General features: G+C 56.8%; 10 protein-coding genes, 2 tRNA genes and 2 rRNA genes. 5 read left to right on the top strand and 9 right to left on the bottom strand.

Annotated features, from left to right (window positions below; genetic code table 11):
• Positions 1–9 precede the first annotated feature (9 nt).
• Positions 10–702 carry a uracil-DNA glycosylase family protein gene (locus B9G99_RS09765; RefSeq protein ID WP_086622007.1) on the bottom strand — a complete coding sequence of 231 codons (693 nt, stop codon included), beginning with the start codon at positions 700–702 and terminating at the stop codon, positions 10–12.
• A gap of 132 nt (positions 703–834) precedes the next feature.
• On the opposite strand from B9G99_RS09765, the gene B9G99_RS09760 reads away from it, so the two are divergent.
• On the top strand, positions 835–1,893 hold the full coding sequence (locus B9G99_RS09760) for a metal-dependent hydrolase (protein ID WP_086622005.1): 1,059 nt from the start codon (positions 835–837) through the stop codon (positions 1,891–1,893).
• A gap of 66 nt (positions 1,894–1,959) precedes the next feature.
• The gene (locus B9G99_RS09755) at positions 1,960–2,877 is read left to right on the top strand and encodes a LysR family transcriptional regulator (protein WP_086622003.1); all 918 of its coding nucleotides are present in this window, start codon (positions 1,960–1,962) and stop codon (positions 2,875–2,877) included.
• A gap of 7 nt (positions 2,878–2,884) precedes the next feature.
• Here B9G99_RS09755 and B9G99_RS09750 read toward each other — a convergent pair whose 3' ends face one another.
• The 3 genes from B9G99_RS09750 to B9G99_RS17180 form a co-directional block, all read right to left on the bottom strand.
• Complete coding sequence (locus B9G99_RS09750; protein WP_086622001.1) at positions 2,885–4,591, bottom strand: ATP-binding protein; 1,707 nt, start codon at positions 4,589–4,591, stop codon at positions 2,885–2,887.
• A gap of 75 nt (positions 4,592–4,666) precedes the next feature.
• Positions 4,667–5,380 (bottom strand): winged helix-turn-helix domain-containing protein, encoded by a 714-nt coding sequence (locus B9G99_RS09745; protein WP_086621999.1) that lies wholly within the window; start codon positions 5,378–5,380, stop codon positions 4,667–4,669.
• 181 nt (positions 5,381–5,561) lie between these two features.
• Entirely contained in the window at positions 5,562–5,693 is a 132-nt protein-coding gene (locus tag B9G99_RS17180; RefSeq protein WP_257789344.1) for a hypothetical protein, read from the bottom strand.
• A 275-nt stretch (positions 5,694–5,968) separates the two neighbouring features.
• Here B9G99_RS17180 and B9G99_RS09740 point away from each other — a divergent pair, with 275 nt between their 5' ends.
• The 3 genes from B9G99_RS09740 to B9G99_RS09730 all read left to right on the top strand — a co-directional run bounded on the left by B9G99_RS09740 (position 5,969) and on the right by B9G99_RS09730 (position 10,491).
• Positions 5,969–8,869 carry a ribonucleoside-diphosphate reductase subunit alpha gene (locus B9G99_RS09740; protein WP_086621998.1) on the top strand — a complete coding sequence of 967 codons (2,901 nt, stop codon included), beginning with the start codon at positions 5,969–5,971 and terminating at the stop codon, positions 8,867–8,869.
• Between the two features lie 98 nt (positions 8,870–8,967).
• Entirely contained in the window at positions 8,968–10,074 is a 1,107-nt protein-coding gene (locus B9G99_RS09735; protein ID WP_086621996.1) for a ribonucleotide-diphosphate reductase subunit beta, read from the top strand.
• Between the two features lie 204 nt (positions 10,075–10,278).
• Positions 10,279–10,491: a YMGG-like glycine zipper-containing protein gene (locus tag B9G99_RS09730; protein ID WP_086621994.1), complete on the top strand. Its 213-nt coding sequence runs from the start codon at positions 10,279–10,281 to the stop codon at positions 10,489–10,491.
• Positions 10,492–10,597: 106 nt separating this feature from the next.
• On the opposite strand, the gene B9G99_RS09725 is transcribed toward B9G99_RS09730, so the two are convergent.
• The 5 genes from B9G99_RS09725 to B9G99_RS09705 all read right to left on the bottom strand — a co-directional run bounded on the left by B9G99_RS09725 (position 10,598) and on the right by B9G99_RS09705 (position 14,778).
• Positions 10,598–10,885 carry a hypothetical protein gene (locus B9G99_RS09725; protein WP_174678763.1) on the bottom strand — a complete coding sequence of 96 codons (288 nt, stop codon included), beginning with the start codon at positions 10,883–10,885 and terminating at the stop codon, positions 10,598–10,600.
• A 345-nt stretch (positions 10,886–11,230) separates the two neighbouring features.
• Positions 11,231–11,346, bottom strand: a 5S ribosomal RNA gene (gene rrf, locus B9G99_RS09720).
• Positions 11,347–11,453: 107 nt separating this feature from the next.
• Positions 11,454–14,344: ribosomal RNA gene (locus B9G99_RS09715) — 23S ribosomal RNA — on the bottom strand.
• A 274-nt stretch (positions 14,345–14,618) separates the two neighbouring features.
• A tRNA-Ala gene (locus B9G99_RS09710) sits at positions 14,619–14,694 on the bottom strand.
• A gap of 7 nt (positions 14,695–14,701) precedes the next feature.
• Positions 14,702–14,778 (bottom strand) — tRNA-Ile (locus B9G99_RS09705).
• Positions 14,779–14,839 lie beyond the last annotated feature (61 nt).

Below are 14,839 nucleotides of genomic sequence, written 5' to 3'. Positions count from 1 at the left end.
ACCTCACCATCAAAGCGTCAGATTGTCGGTTCTGACCTCCAGCTGGTTCAGGCGCTGTGCCAGAAGCCCCGGAAAACGGGCATACCAGGTCTGATTCAGCGGCGACGGATGAGGCAGTGGATAGAGTGTAAACGGCCGCGCCTCTCCCTGTGGACCTTTAAGTGTCACCTCGATACTGCTCTCAAATCGATCGTCACGTTTCCAGAACGCTTCAAGGCGGTCACGCTCTGTTTTGGGCTGGTTAATCCCAAACCACAAAAAGGCCTCGCGCCCCAGCGTGATCAGCGAGCGCCCTTCCCAGTGCGAGATCAAAAGCTCGTTCATCAAATCATGAAAGTGACGCTTGACCTTCATCGACCAGGCCTTGTTGCCTATCGGCTTGTAGGGCACCGTGTTGATCCAGAAAAAATGCTCTCCCACGGCGCGTGAGGCATCGAAATCAGGCATCTGCTCGCCGTACAGGTGCTCATAAAGTGCCTTTCTGACCAGTTGACCACCCGCCCCAATAAAGGGCTCACCGTAACGCACTTCGTCGCGCCCAGGGTCCCGACCAAAAAATCCGATGCGTAGATTGCGCTGCCCCAGTCCGATAATGGGGTCGAGCGGGTCACGGTCAAAGCGCTGATAGACGTCAACATCGATGCCATCGGTGTCGGCCGCCAGCGCTCTAAAGGCATCGTGTTGACGCTGGTTCAGGGACATGTTCACCACTCCTTGTTACTCTTTGATCACACGGCCGGCTTCCCGCCGTATTGAAACCGGCTCTGGCAGGACAAGCATAGCCTGCCATGGCCTGATGTGACGTCCATCAATCAAAGGAGTGACACAAAAGCGATGGATTCCCTGACACAGGCCTGCCTCGGCGGCGCACTGGGTGGCGCCATTCTGGGGCGTCGACTGGGCCGCAAGTCGATTCTGCTCGGCGCCGTGGCCGCCACCCTGCCGGATCTGGACAGCTTTATCGACCACGGCAGCGCCGTGGCCGACTACACCTATCATCGCAGCGTCACGCATTCGATATTTATCCTGTCACTGCTGGCCGGTGTATTGACGCTGGTCTGTACGCGCCTGCCGGCGGCCAAACAGATTCCTGCTCGACAGTGGCTCTGGTTCTGGTGGCTGTGCCTGGTGACCCATCCCCTTCTGGACGCCTTTACCACCTACGGTACCCAGCTGCTCTGGCCCATCGCCTCACCGCCCGTGGCGTGGAAAACGATTTTCATCATCGATCCGCTCTATACGCTTCCCATATTGCTGGCCATCATCGTGGCGCTGATCCGGGGCATACATGGACGCGCCGTTGTCATCGGTCTGGCCATGTCCACCGCCTATCTGGGCTTTTCCATCGCAGCCAAATCCATGGTGCTGGCCCAGGTATCACCGGCACTGATCCAGCGCGGGCTGGCTGACCGTCCGGTCATGGTCCAGCCTACTCCGTTTAACACGCTGGTCTGGCGCGTCACGGTGATCGATGATGACCGCCAGCTCGAAGCACTGGTCAGCCTGTTTGACGCCCCTCACACCCTGACCTTCGACAGTTTTCGCCGACCGATGGCCGCCCGCGATTTTCTGACCGATAGCTGGGCCGGTCAACGCCTGGGCTGGTTTGCCGCCCCCTACTGGCGCAGCGAGGAGCGCGATGGCACTCTGATCGTAACCGACCTGCGCATGGGTCAACCCGGCACCTACTCCTTTGCCTTTGATATTGCTGAACGCGACGACAACGGCAGCTGGCAGCCTGTCACCTCGCGATCGGTCGATATGCCACGCCCCGATACAGGCCTGCTATCAGCGCTGTTGAAACGTATTACGCACCCGGATGCCCTTTGTCCTTCGGATTTTGGTGATCGTGACCTGCTGCTGCCGGATGCCGAGTGCCGCTCGAAGGCATAATATGGCCCATCGCCAGGCAACTACTAATGACTCATTTTTCAGACCAGCCATGAGAGAGAAGCGTTAATGATCGAGTTCCGGCACCTGCGTACCCTGCTGGCACTGCGCGATACCGGGTCACTGGTCGAGGCCGCCGAGCGCGTGCATCTGACCCAGTCGGCCTTGTCTCATCAGCTCAAGGATCTGGAAGAGCGACTGGATTGCCCGCTTTTTCTGCGCAAGACGCGCCCGGTACAGTTCACGCGTGCCGGCCAGAGACTGCTGGGGCTGGCGGAACAGGTTCTGCCCCAGATTCGTAATGCCGAGCGTGATATCGCGCGCATGGCCGGCGGGGAACAGGGCCGTCTGCATATGGCGATTGAATGTCACAGTTGCTTTCAGTGGCTCATGCCAACCATCGACCACTTTCGCAATCACTGGCCCGAGGTCGAAGTGGATATCCCGGCCGGCCAGCATTTTGACCCGCTACCGGCACTGGCACGCGAGCAGCTCGACCTGGTCATTACGGCCGACCCTCAATCGCTGCCGCGTATTCACTATGAACCGCTCTTTCGCTATGAAAGCCTGCTGGCCGTGGCCAGACAGCATCCCCTGGCCGACAGGCGCTATATCGCGCCGGAGGACCTGATTGATCAGACCCTGATCACCTATCCGGTGGAGCATTCCAAACTGGATGTTTTCACACGTTTTCTTGAGCCGGCCGGCATTCATCCCCGCGAGACCCGAACGGCCGAGCTGACCATGATGATGATGCAGCTGGTTGCGAGTGAGCGAGGCGTCTGCGCCCTGCCAAACTGGGCATTGACCGAGTATCTGGAAAAGGATTACGTGAAGGCCTGTTCACTGGGCCGTGAGGGAGTGTGGGGCACGCTTTATGCCGCCGTTCGGCTCGACCAGATGAACCAGGTGTGGATGAGTGATTTTCTGCGCACGGCGCGCGAAACTTCCTTTTCCGTGCTCAACGGCATAAGACCGGCCAACTGAGAGAGGCTCAGGCGTAGTCTTCCGCCGCTTCGTAATGACGCGGCAGGGAGAGGATAAACTGCGCGCCTCCCAGCTCGGGGGCGGTGTCGACCGTAATACGACCATGATGCCAATGTACGATACGGGCCACGATCGCCAACCCCAGGCCATAGCCACCGATGCCCGGCTGATGGCGGGTACGACTGTCATCAATGCGGGCGAAGGGTTTGAAAATACGCTCGCGTTCTTCCAGTGGTACACCCGCGCCATCGTCCTCGACGCTGAGATACACCATGCGCTCATCGCCCAACAGACGTACGTGAACGCGGCTGCTGGCGTGAGTGCAGGCATTGGAGACCAGATTCTGCAGCGCTCGCTGCAGGTAGCGCGCATCGGCATGCACGTTGAGATCCTGGCCGCCGGTGACTTCAAACGTCAGTTGCGGATGCAGCGGCGTCAGCGTCTCGACGACACGGTCGGCGATATCGCGCACTTCAAGACTGACCGGTTCCAGCGGTAATAATCCGTCGGTTGCGCTATCCAGACGCGCATAGGTCAGGATTTCATCGATCAGCCGGTCAATGGACTCGATATCGTCATCCACACCCTTGAGCAGACGACGAATACCCGGTGACTCGCTCATGTCATCAACCATCTGCAGCGCAAATCGCACGCGGGCCACCGGCGTTCGAAACTCGTGCGAGACGGCGCGCATCAGGTCCTGCTGCGATGAGAGAACTGCCTGAACCTGATCGGCCATGGTATTAAAGGCCAATCCCAGCTGGGTCAGATACTCCCCTTCCTGAATGGTCACACGCGCGTTGTAGTCCCCTGCCGTAAAGCTTGCCGTGGTCTGCTCAAGCCGCGTCAGGCGCTTCTCCACGCTGCGCATGATGAGGTAGATGGCGGTTCCCAGCAGGGTCAGCATTAGCGCCATGACCGTGGCAATGGTCAGAATGGGCAGGGATTCAAAGGGTGACAGCGGCCCGACCATGATCCATCGACCGCCCGAGAACTGGGCATAGAAACCAAGGCTTGAGCGCTCGGCCACGACGTTGATCACGACATGTCCGGCATTGAGCTGCTCCAGCTGACTATTGGACAGCCCTGGAGGCGTACCGCTGCCCATGCCCATCGGCAGGGAGATACGGCTTCGCAGCTCCTGAAAACGGGCCTCGCGCTCATCGTCAGGAGACAGCTCCAGCCACTGTCGCAACAGGGAGACGAGCTGCAGGGGCTGCTGTTCGGAAAGACCGGTAAAATGCGCAACAAGAATGGCATCGTTTTCACCGGGCAGACGCTGATAGAGCTGCCAGCCAATTTCCCCCTGTGCCTGGCGGGCCAGTACCTCTCCCTGCGCCAGACGTCGACGGTCCATGAAGCCAAGCATCAGCGTTTCGGAATCCGACAGCGCCAGACGAATGCCCAGCTCATCCTCGTAGGCACTCAACCATGCATCGCGAGAGCTTTCAGGCTGACTGGCCACCAATGAGGTGAGCAGTGCCATCGGCCCGCTGGCGAGACGCTGGCGATAGTGATCCTCTCGCCAGTCGTCAATCAGCCATGAGGCGACCACGCCCACCCAGAAAATGGCCATGAGCGAGAAAAACAGGGTCAGATAAAGTCTGCGAAAACCACCGTGGGCGGACAGCGGCCTGTGAGGCGGCGGCGCTACACCATCCACGCTGCCAGCGCGGGAGTGCCATGAGACCAGAGAGGGGAATTTTGACGGCATCGTCTATCCTTTGCACATGGTTCTTTACAGTAGACGAAGCCGCCCTTTACGAAACGAGATCAGGTCGTTGCCGGCTTAGATCTCTCGAACGAACAGATATCCCTTGCTGCGCACTGTCTTGATACGCTGCGGCTGATGCGGGTCATCACCGATCTTGGGCCGGATGCGAGAGACACGAACGTCTATCGAACGATCCTGTCCATCATAACGAATGCCCCGCAGCGCCGAGAAGATCTCTTCGCGCGTCAGTACCCGTCCGGCATGGGAAGCCAGAAGCCACAAGAGATCAAACTCCGCGCTGGTCAAGTCGATGCGCTCACCGTTGAGCCAGGCTTCTCTGGTAGACGAGTCCACCACCAGATCGCGAAACTCGAGGCGGGTTTCCTCGTGCTCAGGCGTTTCCGATCCGTCGGCACGACGCAGCAGGGCGCGCATGCGCGCCAACAGAACACGCGGCGGTACCGGCTTGGGCACGTAATCATCGGCCCCCATTTCAAGACCCAGCACCTGATCCATGTCATCGGTACGTGCCGTCAGCATCAAAATGGGGCCGGGGTACTGGTGACGTACGCGGCGGCAGATGGACAGACCATCTTCACCAGGCAGCATCAGGTCAAGAATGACCAGGTCCGGTCGCAGGGAAAGAATACGCTCGACACCATTGGTCCCGTCGTGCTCAACGCTGACCCTGAAACCGTTGCCTTCAAGATACTCACGCGTCAACGCGGCCAGTCGTTCATCATCTTCGATGATAAGAATGTGTTCGTTGGCGGTTGTAATGTTATCCAAGGCTCGTCCGTCCGATCATTGATAAAGAAGCTTCCGTGCCGTCACCGGCATGTTGCCCGGGCAGCGCCCGGGCATACGACAGGCAGACAGCGATAAATACATGTGACCTTTAAACCCAACGGTCGTTCAAATTTGGCAACATTGTGCCACTGTTACACGAAACTGCCCATACAGAAGCCACCTATTTGCACACGATTCTCATCAGCAGGCTCTGATCGGCATGAATTTCGATCGGTATGCCGCCTGCCAGCGTGTCACTGAACCAGCTGAAATATTCGCGACAAAACACCACATGGCTCGCAGATTTTTTCATGTAACTGCAAATACTCCAGTCATTACAGGGCTTTCAGAAAAATAAGCACAACTTGTCCACAGAATACCCCACCTTTTCGTGTTGAGACGTTCTTCCAGACACACTATATTGTGCCTACTTTTTGAGAAGACACACCATGTAGTGTTTAGAAGCAAAAACACTTACCCGGTGTCAATACCCTTCAATCCAATTTTTTGACCCTGTTGCTGTCTGTTTTTCATTGCGCAAATGACAGGCACGGCATGGTTTTGACCTTACGGCAGGAAGGTAACGTTATGGAAACCTCGCATACAGAGCGTGATACCTCATCAACCTTTGATGATGCTCATACGCGCAAGTCCGATCAGCAACTGCGCGTCATCAAGCGTACCGGTGATACCGCCACCTTTGATGCGAGCAAGATCTCCGTGGCCATGAGCAAGGCCTTTCTGGCCGTGGAAGGCGACAACGCCGCCGGCTCTTCGCGTATTCGCGAGCTGGTGGAGCAGCTGACGCAGTCCATCATGGAGACGTTTGCACGTCGTATGCCCGAAGGTGGCACCCTGCATATCGAGGATATTCAGGATCAGGTCGAGCTGGCATTGATGCGCTCGGGCGAGCACAAGGTGGCACGTGCCTACGTGCTGTATCGCGAAGAGCATGCCCGCGCTCGCGCCGCTCAGCATCAGGGCATCGAAAAGCCCCACCCCACCATCAATGTCACACAGCCTGACGGCAGCCGCCGCCCGCTGGATCTGGCCCGTATTGAAACGCTGGTCACCGAAGCCTGCGCAGATCTGGATAACGTGGAAGTGCGTCGCATCGTCGATGAATCACTGCGCAACCTCTACGACGGCGTGACTCCCGATGGCGTCGCCACGGCACTGATGATGACCGCGCGCATGCTGGTCGAGAAGGAGCCCAACTATACCTTCGTGACCGCGCGTCTTTTGCAGGACAATCTGCGTCGTGAGGCGCTCTCCTTCCTGGAAGTTGCCCAGGAAGCCACCTTTGGTGACATGGCCACGCTCTACAAGCCGGCTTTCAAAAACTATATCAAGCGCGGCATCGAATTCGAGCAGCTTGATCCGGTACTGGCCGAATTCGACCTTGAGCGTCTCGGTGATGCCCTGAGCCATGAGCGTGACAATCAGTTCACCTATCTGGGCCTGCAGACGCTTTACGACCGCTACTTCCTGCACCGCGATGGCGTTCGTTACGAACTGCCGCAGGTCATGTTCATGCGTGTCGCCATGGGCCTCTCTCTGAACGAGCAGGATCGCGAAGCGCGCGCCATCGAGTTTTATGAGCTGCTGTCGAGTTTCGATTACATGACCTCGACGCCTACGCTGTTCAACGCCGGTACCGTGCGCAGCCAGCTGTCCTCATGCTACCTGACTACCGTTCCGGACAACCTTGAAGGCATCTACGGTGCCATCCGTGATAACGCCATGCTCTCCAAGTGGGCCGGCGGCCTTGGCAACGACTGGACACCGGTGCGTGCTCTGGGCTCCTATATCAAGGGCACCAACGGCAAGTCTCAGGGTGTTGTGCCCTTTCTCAAGGTTGTCAACGACACGGCCGTAGCGGTCAACCAGGGCGGCAAGCGCAAGGGCGCAGTCTGCTCGTACCTGGAAACCTGGCATATGGACGTCGAGGAATTCCTCGAGCTTCGCAAGAACACCGGCGATGATCGTCGCCGTACGCACGACATGAATACGGCCAACTGGGTGCCGGACCTGTTCATGAAGCGCGTCAGCGAAGAAAAGGAATGGACGCTGTTTTCACCGGCCACCTGCCCTGACCTGCATGATCTTTATGGCGCGGCGTTTGAAAAGCGTTATGAAGAGTACGAAGCCATGACGCAGACCGGCGAGATCACGCTGTTCAAGCGCGTTCAGGCCAAGGATCTGTGGCGCAAGATGCTGTCGATGCTGTTTGAAACAGGCCATCCCTGGATCACGTTCAAGGATCCGTGCAACCTGCGCAGCCCGCAGCGTCATGCCGGCGTCGTGCACTCGTCCAACCTGTGCACCGAGATCACGCTCAATACCAGCGTCGACGAAATTGCAGTGTGCAACCTGGGATCGATCAACCTGGCCGCCCACGTGGTCGATGGTCAGCTGGACAGCGAAAAGCTCAAGCGCTCGGTCAAGACGGCCGTTCGCATGCTCGATAACGTTATCGACATCAACTACTACGCCGTGCCGCAGGCCAGGCGCTCCAACTTCCGTCACCGTCCGGTTGGTCTGGGTCTGATGGGCTTTCAGGACGCGCTCTACAAGCAAGGGATCGCCTACGCTTCCGATGATGCCGTGACCTTTGCCGATCACTCCATGGAGCTGATCAGCTATCACGCCATTGAAGCGTCCAGCGACCTGGCAGCCGAGCGCGGCCATTATGAATCCTATGAAGGTTCGCTCTGGAGTCAGGGCGTGCTGCCCATCGACTCGATTCTTGACCTCCAGCGCGAGCGTGGCGAACAGTATGTGCAGATGGATACGTCCACCACGCAGGACTGGGATCGCATCCGCGACAAGGTCCGTCGTCAGGGCATGCGTAATTCCAACGTCATGGCCATCGCACCCACGGCCACCATTTCCAATATCTGTGGTGTGACGCAGTCGATCGAGCCGACCTATCAGAACCTGTATGTGAAATCGAACCTGTCGGGCGAGTTCACCGTCGTCAACTCGCACATGGTTCATGCGCTCAAGGAGCGCGGCCTGTGGGATGAAGTCATGATCAATGACCTCAAGTACTACGATGGCTCGCTTCAGCCGATCGACCGTATTCCGGACGATCTCAAGCAGCGCTACGCCACGGCTTTCGAGATCGAAGCACGCTGGATTGTCGAGGCTGCCTCGCGTCGTCAGAAGTGGATTGATCAGGCCCAGTCCCTGAATCTCTACATCAGCGGGGTTTCGGGTCGCAAGCTGGATACCACCTATCGAATGGCGTGGCAGTTGGGTCTGAAGACGACCTACTACCTCCGTGCACAGGCTTCGACCCGACTTGAGAAATCAACGCTCAAGGGAACAGACGGCAAGCTGACCGGCGTCAAGCCCAACGCACCGACACCTCAGCCGGCATCCTCGCCCTCATCGGAAGCCTCGCAGGCTCCCCAGCAGCCCCTGGGCTCGGCACCGCCGCTGGCCTGCTCACTTGATGATCCGGACTGCGAAGCCTGCCAGTAATTTGATCAATACGACGATGACCCGTTCGGGTCATCGTCTACCGAATTCAGGACCACCCTCACCGTTGATACGGTCAGGCGATGGCAAGGGAGAAAACGATGCAAGAGACAACGCTATTCACCGATGACAATGATCAGGTCGATAACAGCGGTCTGGGCGAAATTCAGGTAGGCGCTCAGCGTATCGATGCCAGCCAGAAGGCCATGATCAATGCACAAAGCGACGTCAATCAGCTGCTGCCGCTGAAGTACAGCTGGGCCTGGGAAAAGTATCTCTCCGGTTGCAATAATCACTGGATGCCGACTGAAGTTTCCATGCAGGGCGATATCGCCACATGGCGTGCCCCGGTGAACAGCCCACAGGGGCTGACCGAAGACGAAGTGCTGATGCTCAAGCGCAACCTTGGCTTTTTTGCGACCGCCGAATCACTGGTGGCCAATAACATCGTACTGGCCGTCTATCGCAACATTACCAATCCGGAATGCCGTCAGTACCTGCTTCGTCAGGCCTTTGAAGAAGCCATTCACACACATACCTTCCAGTATATCTGCACATCACTGGGTCTGGATGAGGGTGAGCTCTTCAACATGTATCGGGAAATCCCCTCGATTACCGACAAGGATGCCTGGGCGCTCAAGTACACACAGGCGCTGGAAGATCCGAGCTTCACCACCGGTACCGTTGAACGTGATCAGGCATTTTTGCGCGCACTGGTAGCCTTCTATGTCGTGTTTGAAGGCATGTGGTTTTACACCGGCTTTGCTCAGATCCTGGCATTGGGGCGTCGCAACAAGATGGTGGGCATCGCCGAGCAGTATCAGTACATCCTGCGCGATGAGTCGATTCACCTGAACTTCGGCATCGACTGCATCAACCAGATCAAGATCGAAAACCCGCACCTGTGGGATGACGCCTTCCAGCAGGAAGTACGCGGCATGCTGATGGAAGCCTACCAGCTTGAAGCGGCCTACGGTCGTGAAACCATGCCACGCGGCATCCTCGGGCTGAATGCAGAGCTTACCGAACAGTACATGCAGTTCATCGCCAATCGCCGCAGTGAACAGATCGGTCTGGGTCTGCTCTTTGATGACGTGGAAAATCCGTTCCCCTGGATGTCGGAACTGATTGACCTGCCCAAGGAAAAGAACTTCTTTGAGACGCGAGTCACCGAATATCAGACCGGCGGCGCGCTGACCTGGGACTAAGGCAGCATTATATGGTCCCTGCCAGCCAGCGGGGACCAGGCTGATCCCAACAAAAGTCCTGATTTATAAAGCCCTGCCCAGTGCAGGGCTTTTTATATTCAGGGTTTTCGGGCATATATTTTCAGGCGTATAAAGAACTCAGGGCGTGGGCCGATAGTGGTGAGATTCGACTCTCTTTTATACAAGGCCTGCAAGGAGACATACATGCATAAGAGCATTCTGGTAATGAGCGTTGTAGGAGCACTCACCCTTCTGACTGCCTGCAGTAGCCCAACGGGGCGTAGCGCAGCACAAGGGGCAGGTATTGGCGGTTTGACAGGCGCAGCAGCAGGCGCGGTCACGGGTGGCAGTGCAGGTACCGGCGCCCTGATTGGCGGTGCTGCGGGTGCCGCTGTGGGTGCAGCCAGCGCCCAGTAATGGATTAATCGGGGGCAGGATACAGGCGTTGCCCCATGGCAAAAAGCCTCCAGACCATGGTCCATGGTCTGGAGGCTTTTTTCTTCTCTACGCTACGAAAGGTAGATCAGTTGCTGTGCTCTTCAGCGCTGTCGCTGATGGAGTCACCGGCATCTTCCATGGCCTGACCCGTGGAGTCAGCAGCATCACTGGCAGCATCACCAACAGAGTCAGCTGCATCGCTGGTAGCATCACCCATGGAATCAGCAGCGTCGCTGGCAGCATCACCAGCATTGTCAGCGGCGTTATCAATCTTGGCGCCGGTTTCTTCGGCGGGGCCGTCATCATTGTCACAACCGGCCACAGCAAATACCAGCATTGCAGCCAGCAAAACGCCCAGTGTCTTCTTCATCATCAGCTCTCCCTTGCCTACTGTCTTTATTGCATCAACGATGTACCCGGCCCTCGGGCACTTGCCTGATCATTGTGGTGCAAAAAACGGATTAATACCAAGTCTCTTTGCATGGAAAAAGACTGATTTTTCCATATAAACAATGCGTTTGGTGATAGGCATCTGACATCAGAGATAGAACAACGACAATGAACAAAGACCTGTTCGATGCCCTCGCCGTACAGGACAGCGCCGACTGAGCCCGCGCCCTGCCCGGTCACGTCAGTGACGGGGCGGGGTCGGGCCCGGCCGTTTTTTCGAGCGCACATAAAAGAACCCCGGTCCATTGGACCGGGGTTCGGAAGGGGTGTCTGACGATGACCTACTCTCACATGGGGAGACCCCACACTACCATCGGCGCGGAGCCGTTTCACTACCGAGTTCGGAAAGGGATCGGGTGGGACCGGCACGCTATGGTCGTCAGACAATTCTGCAGACCGGCTGCCTTTCGGCAGCGGGTCAAAATCGGGATCATGCTGATCGATACGCTATCGTATCCAACATCGTGTGATGCGAACCACTTGGGTGTTATATGGTCAAGCCTCACGGGCAATTAGTACGCGTCAGCTCAATGCATTACTGCACTTACACACCGCGCCTATCGACCTCGTCGTCTTCGAGGGCCCTTCAGGGAGCTCGAGGCTCCAGGGAAGTTTCATCTTGAAGGGGGCTTCCCGCTTAGATGCCTTCAGCGGTTATCCCGTCCGCACATAGCTACCCGGCGGTGCCATTGGCATGACAACCGGTACACCAGCGGTGCGTCCACTCCGGTCCTCTCGTACTAGGAGCAGCACTTCTCAAACTTCCGACGCCCACGGCAGATAGGGACCGAACTGTCTCACGACGTTCTAAACCCAGCTCGCGTACCACTTTAAATGGCGAACAGCCATACCCTTGGGACCGACTTCAGCCCCAGGATGTGATGAGCCGACATCGAGGTGCCAAACACCGCCGTCGATATGAACTCTTGGGCGGTATCAGCCTGTTATCCCCGGAGTACCTTTTATCCGTTGAGCGATGGCCCTTCCATACAGAACCACCGGATCACTAGAACCTGCTTTCGCACCTGCTCGACATGTCCGTCTCGCAGTCAAGCACCCTTATGCTCTTGCACTCATTGCACGATTTCCAACCGTGCTGAGGGTACCTTAGTGCTCCTCCGTTACTCTTTGGGAGGAGACCGCCCCAGTCAAACTACCCACCACACACTGTCCTCACACCGGATCACGGTGCGGAGTTAGAACGCCGATGATACCAGGCTGGTATTTCAAGGTTGGCTCCACCCCGACTGGCGTCGGGGTTTCAAAGCCTCCCAGCTATCCTACACAAGTAACATCAGCGTCCAGTGTGAAGCTATAGTAAAGGTTCACGGGGTCTTTCCGTCTAGCCGCGGGTACACTGCATCTTCACAGCGATTTCAATTTCACTGAGTCTCGGGTGGAGACAGCGTGGCCATCATTACGCCATTCGTGCAGGTCGGAACTTACCCGACAAGGAATTTCGCTACCTTAGGACCGTTATAGTTACGGCCGCCGTTTACCGGGGCTTCGATCAAGAGCTTCGCCTTGCGGCTAACACCATCAATTAACCTTCCGGCACCGGGCAGGCGTCACACCCTATACGTCCGCTTACGCGTTGGCAGAGTGCTGTGTTTTTAATAAACAGTTGCAGCCACCTGGTCTCTTCGGCCGGTCAGGGCTAGGGGAGCAAGTCCCATCACCCTGGCCGGCGCACCTTCTCCCGAAGTTACGGTGCCATTTTGCCTAGTTCCTTCACCCGAGTTCTCTCATACGCCTTGGTATTCTCTACCTGACCACCTGTGTCGGTTTGGGGTACGGTCGCATGTTATCTGAAGCTTAGAGGCTTTTCCCGGAAGCGTGGCATCAGTGACTTCCAGACCGTAGTCTGTTCGTCTCGCATCTCGGCTTGTAGAGGACCGGATTTGCCTGATCCCCAGGCCTACATGCTTTCACCAGGACAACCAACGCCTGGCTCACCTAGCCTTCTTCGTCCCCCCATCGCAATAACATCCGGTACGGGAATATTGACCCGTTTCCCATCGACTACGCTTTTCAGCCTCGCCTTAGGGGCCGACTCACCCTGCTCCGATTGACGTCGAACAGGAACCCTTGGTCTTCCGGCGGGGCGGGTTTTCACCGCCCTTGTCGTTACTCATGTCAGCATTCGCACTTGTGATACCTCCAGCATACCTCACGATACACCTTCGCAGGCTTACACAACGCTCCTCTACCGCGCATCCATAGGATGCACCCGCAGCTTCGGTACCCGGTTTGAGCCCCGTTACATCTTCCGCGCAGGCCGACTCGACCAGTGAGCTATTACGCTTTCTTTAAAGGATGGCTGCTTCTAAGCCAACCTCCTGGCTGTCTGTGCCTTCCCACATCGTTTCCCACTTAACCGGGATTTTGGGACCTTGGCTGGCGGTCTGGGTTGTTTCCCTTTTCACAACGGACGTTAGCACCCGCTGTGTGTCTCCCACGCTGTACTCACCGGTATTCGGAGTTTGCCTCGGGTTGGTAAGCCGGGATGGCCCCCTAGCCGAAACAGTGCTCTACCCCCGGTGGTAATACGTGAGGCGCTACCTAAATAGCTTTCGAGGAGAACCAGCTATCTCCGAGCTTGATTAGCCTTTCACTCCGATCCACAGCTCATCTCAGCATTTTTCAACATACTTGAGTTCGGACCTCCAGTCAGTGTTACCTGACCTTCATCCTGGCCATGGATAGATCGCCCGGTTTCGGGTCTATTCCCAGCAACTAAGTCGCCCATTTAAGACTCGGTTTCCCTGCGCCTCCCCTATTCGGTTAAGCTCGCTACTGAGAATAAGTCGCTGACCCATTATACAAAAGGTACGCAGTCACAGAACAAGTCTGCTCCCACTGCTTGTACGCACACGGTTTCAGGATCTATTTCACTCCCCTCGCCGGGGTTCTTTTCGCCTTTCCCTCACGGTACTGGTTCACTATCGGTCAGTCAGGAGTATTTAGCCTTGGAGGATGGTCCCCCCATGTTCAGTCAGGGTTTCACGTGCCCCGACCTACTCGATTTCACAATGCTCGGATTTCGGCTACAGGACTATCACCTGCTATGGTCAGACTTCCCAGACTGTTCGCCTATCGGTTGCACTGCTTAAGGGCTGCTCCCCGTTCGCTCGCCGCTACTGGGGGAATCTCAATTGATGTCTTTTCCTCGGGGTACTTAGATGTTTCAGTTCTCCCGGTTCGCCTTCATGAGTTATGTATTGGCTCATGAATACTCATCTTGTGATGAGTGGGTTTCCCCATTCGGAAATCGCCGGGTCGCAGGTCATTTGCCACCTCACCGACGCTTATCGCAGGCTGTCACGTCCTTCATCGCCTCTGACTGCCTAGGCATCCACCGTGTGCGCTTAATCGCTTGACCATATAACCCCAAGGGGTCCGGTCTCACAATCACACGACATTTACCGGGTGACGTACGACATGACGTACCACGGTAAATTTATACGTTTTCTGCCGGCCGGGTCACGACACTCTCGTAGGCGAGAGGTGTTCACCGACCGACAGGTCAGCATGATCCACATTGTTAAAGAGCGTACTGTCAAAAAGACAGTCAGAAATCATGTCGATGAGTGTCATCATCATGACTTTTGACTGTGGTTTCATCAGTAAAAGCGAGATACCGACACCGGGCTGTATGGTGGAGCCTAGCGGGATCGAACCGCTGACCTCCTGCGTGCAAGGCAGGCGCTCTCCCAGCTGAGCTAAGGCCCCGACAGGTTGGTGGGTCTGGGCAGACTCGAACTGCCGACCTCACCCTTATCAGGGGTGCGCTCTAACCAACTGAGCTACAGACCCAGGCATCTTCGCTCTATCCGATCAGGCAATTTGTGTGGACGCGCTGGTTCGCGTGAACACT

Source organism: Kushneria konosiri (assembly GCF_002155145.1).
GTDB classification, from domain to species: domain Bacteria; phylum Pseudomonadota; class Gammaproteobacteria; order Pseudomonadales; family Halomonadaceae; genus Kushneria; species Kushneria konosiri.
This window is presented reverse-complemented; position numbering and strand designations above follow the sequence as displayed.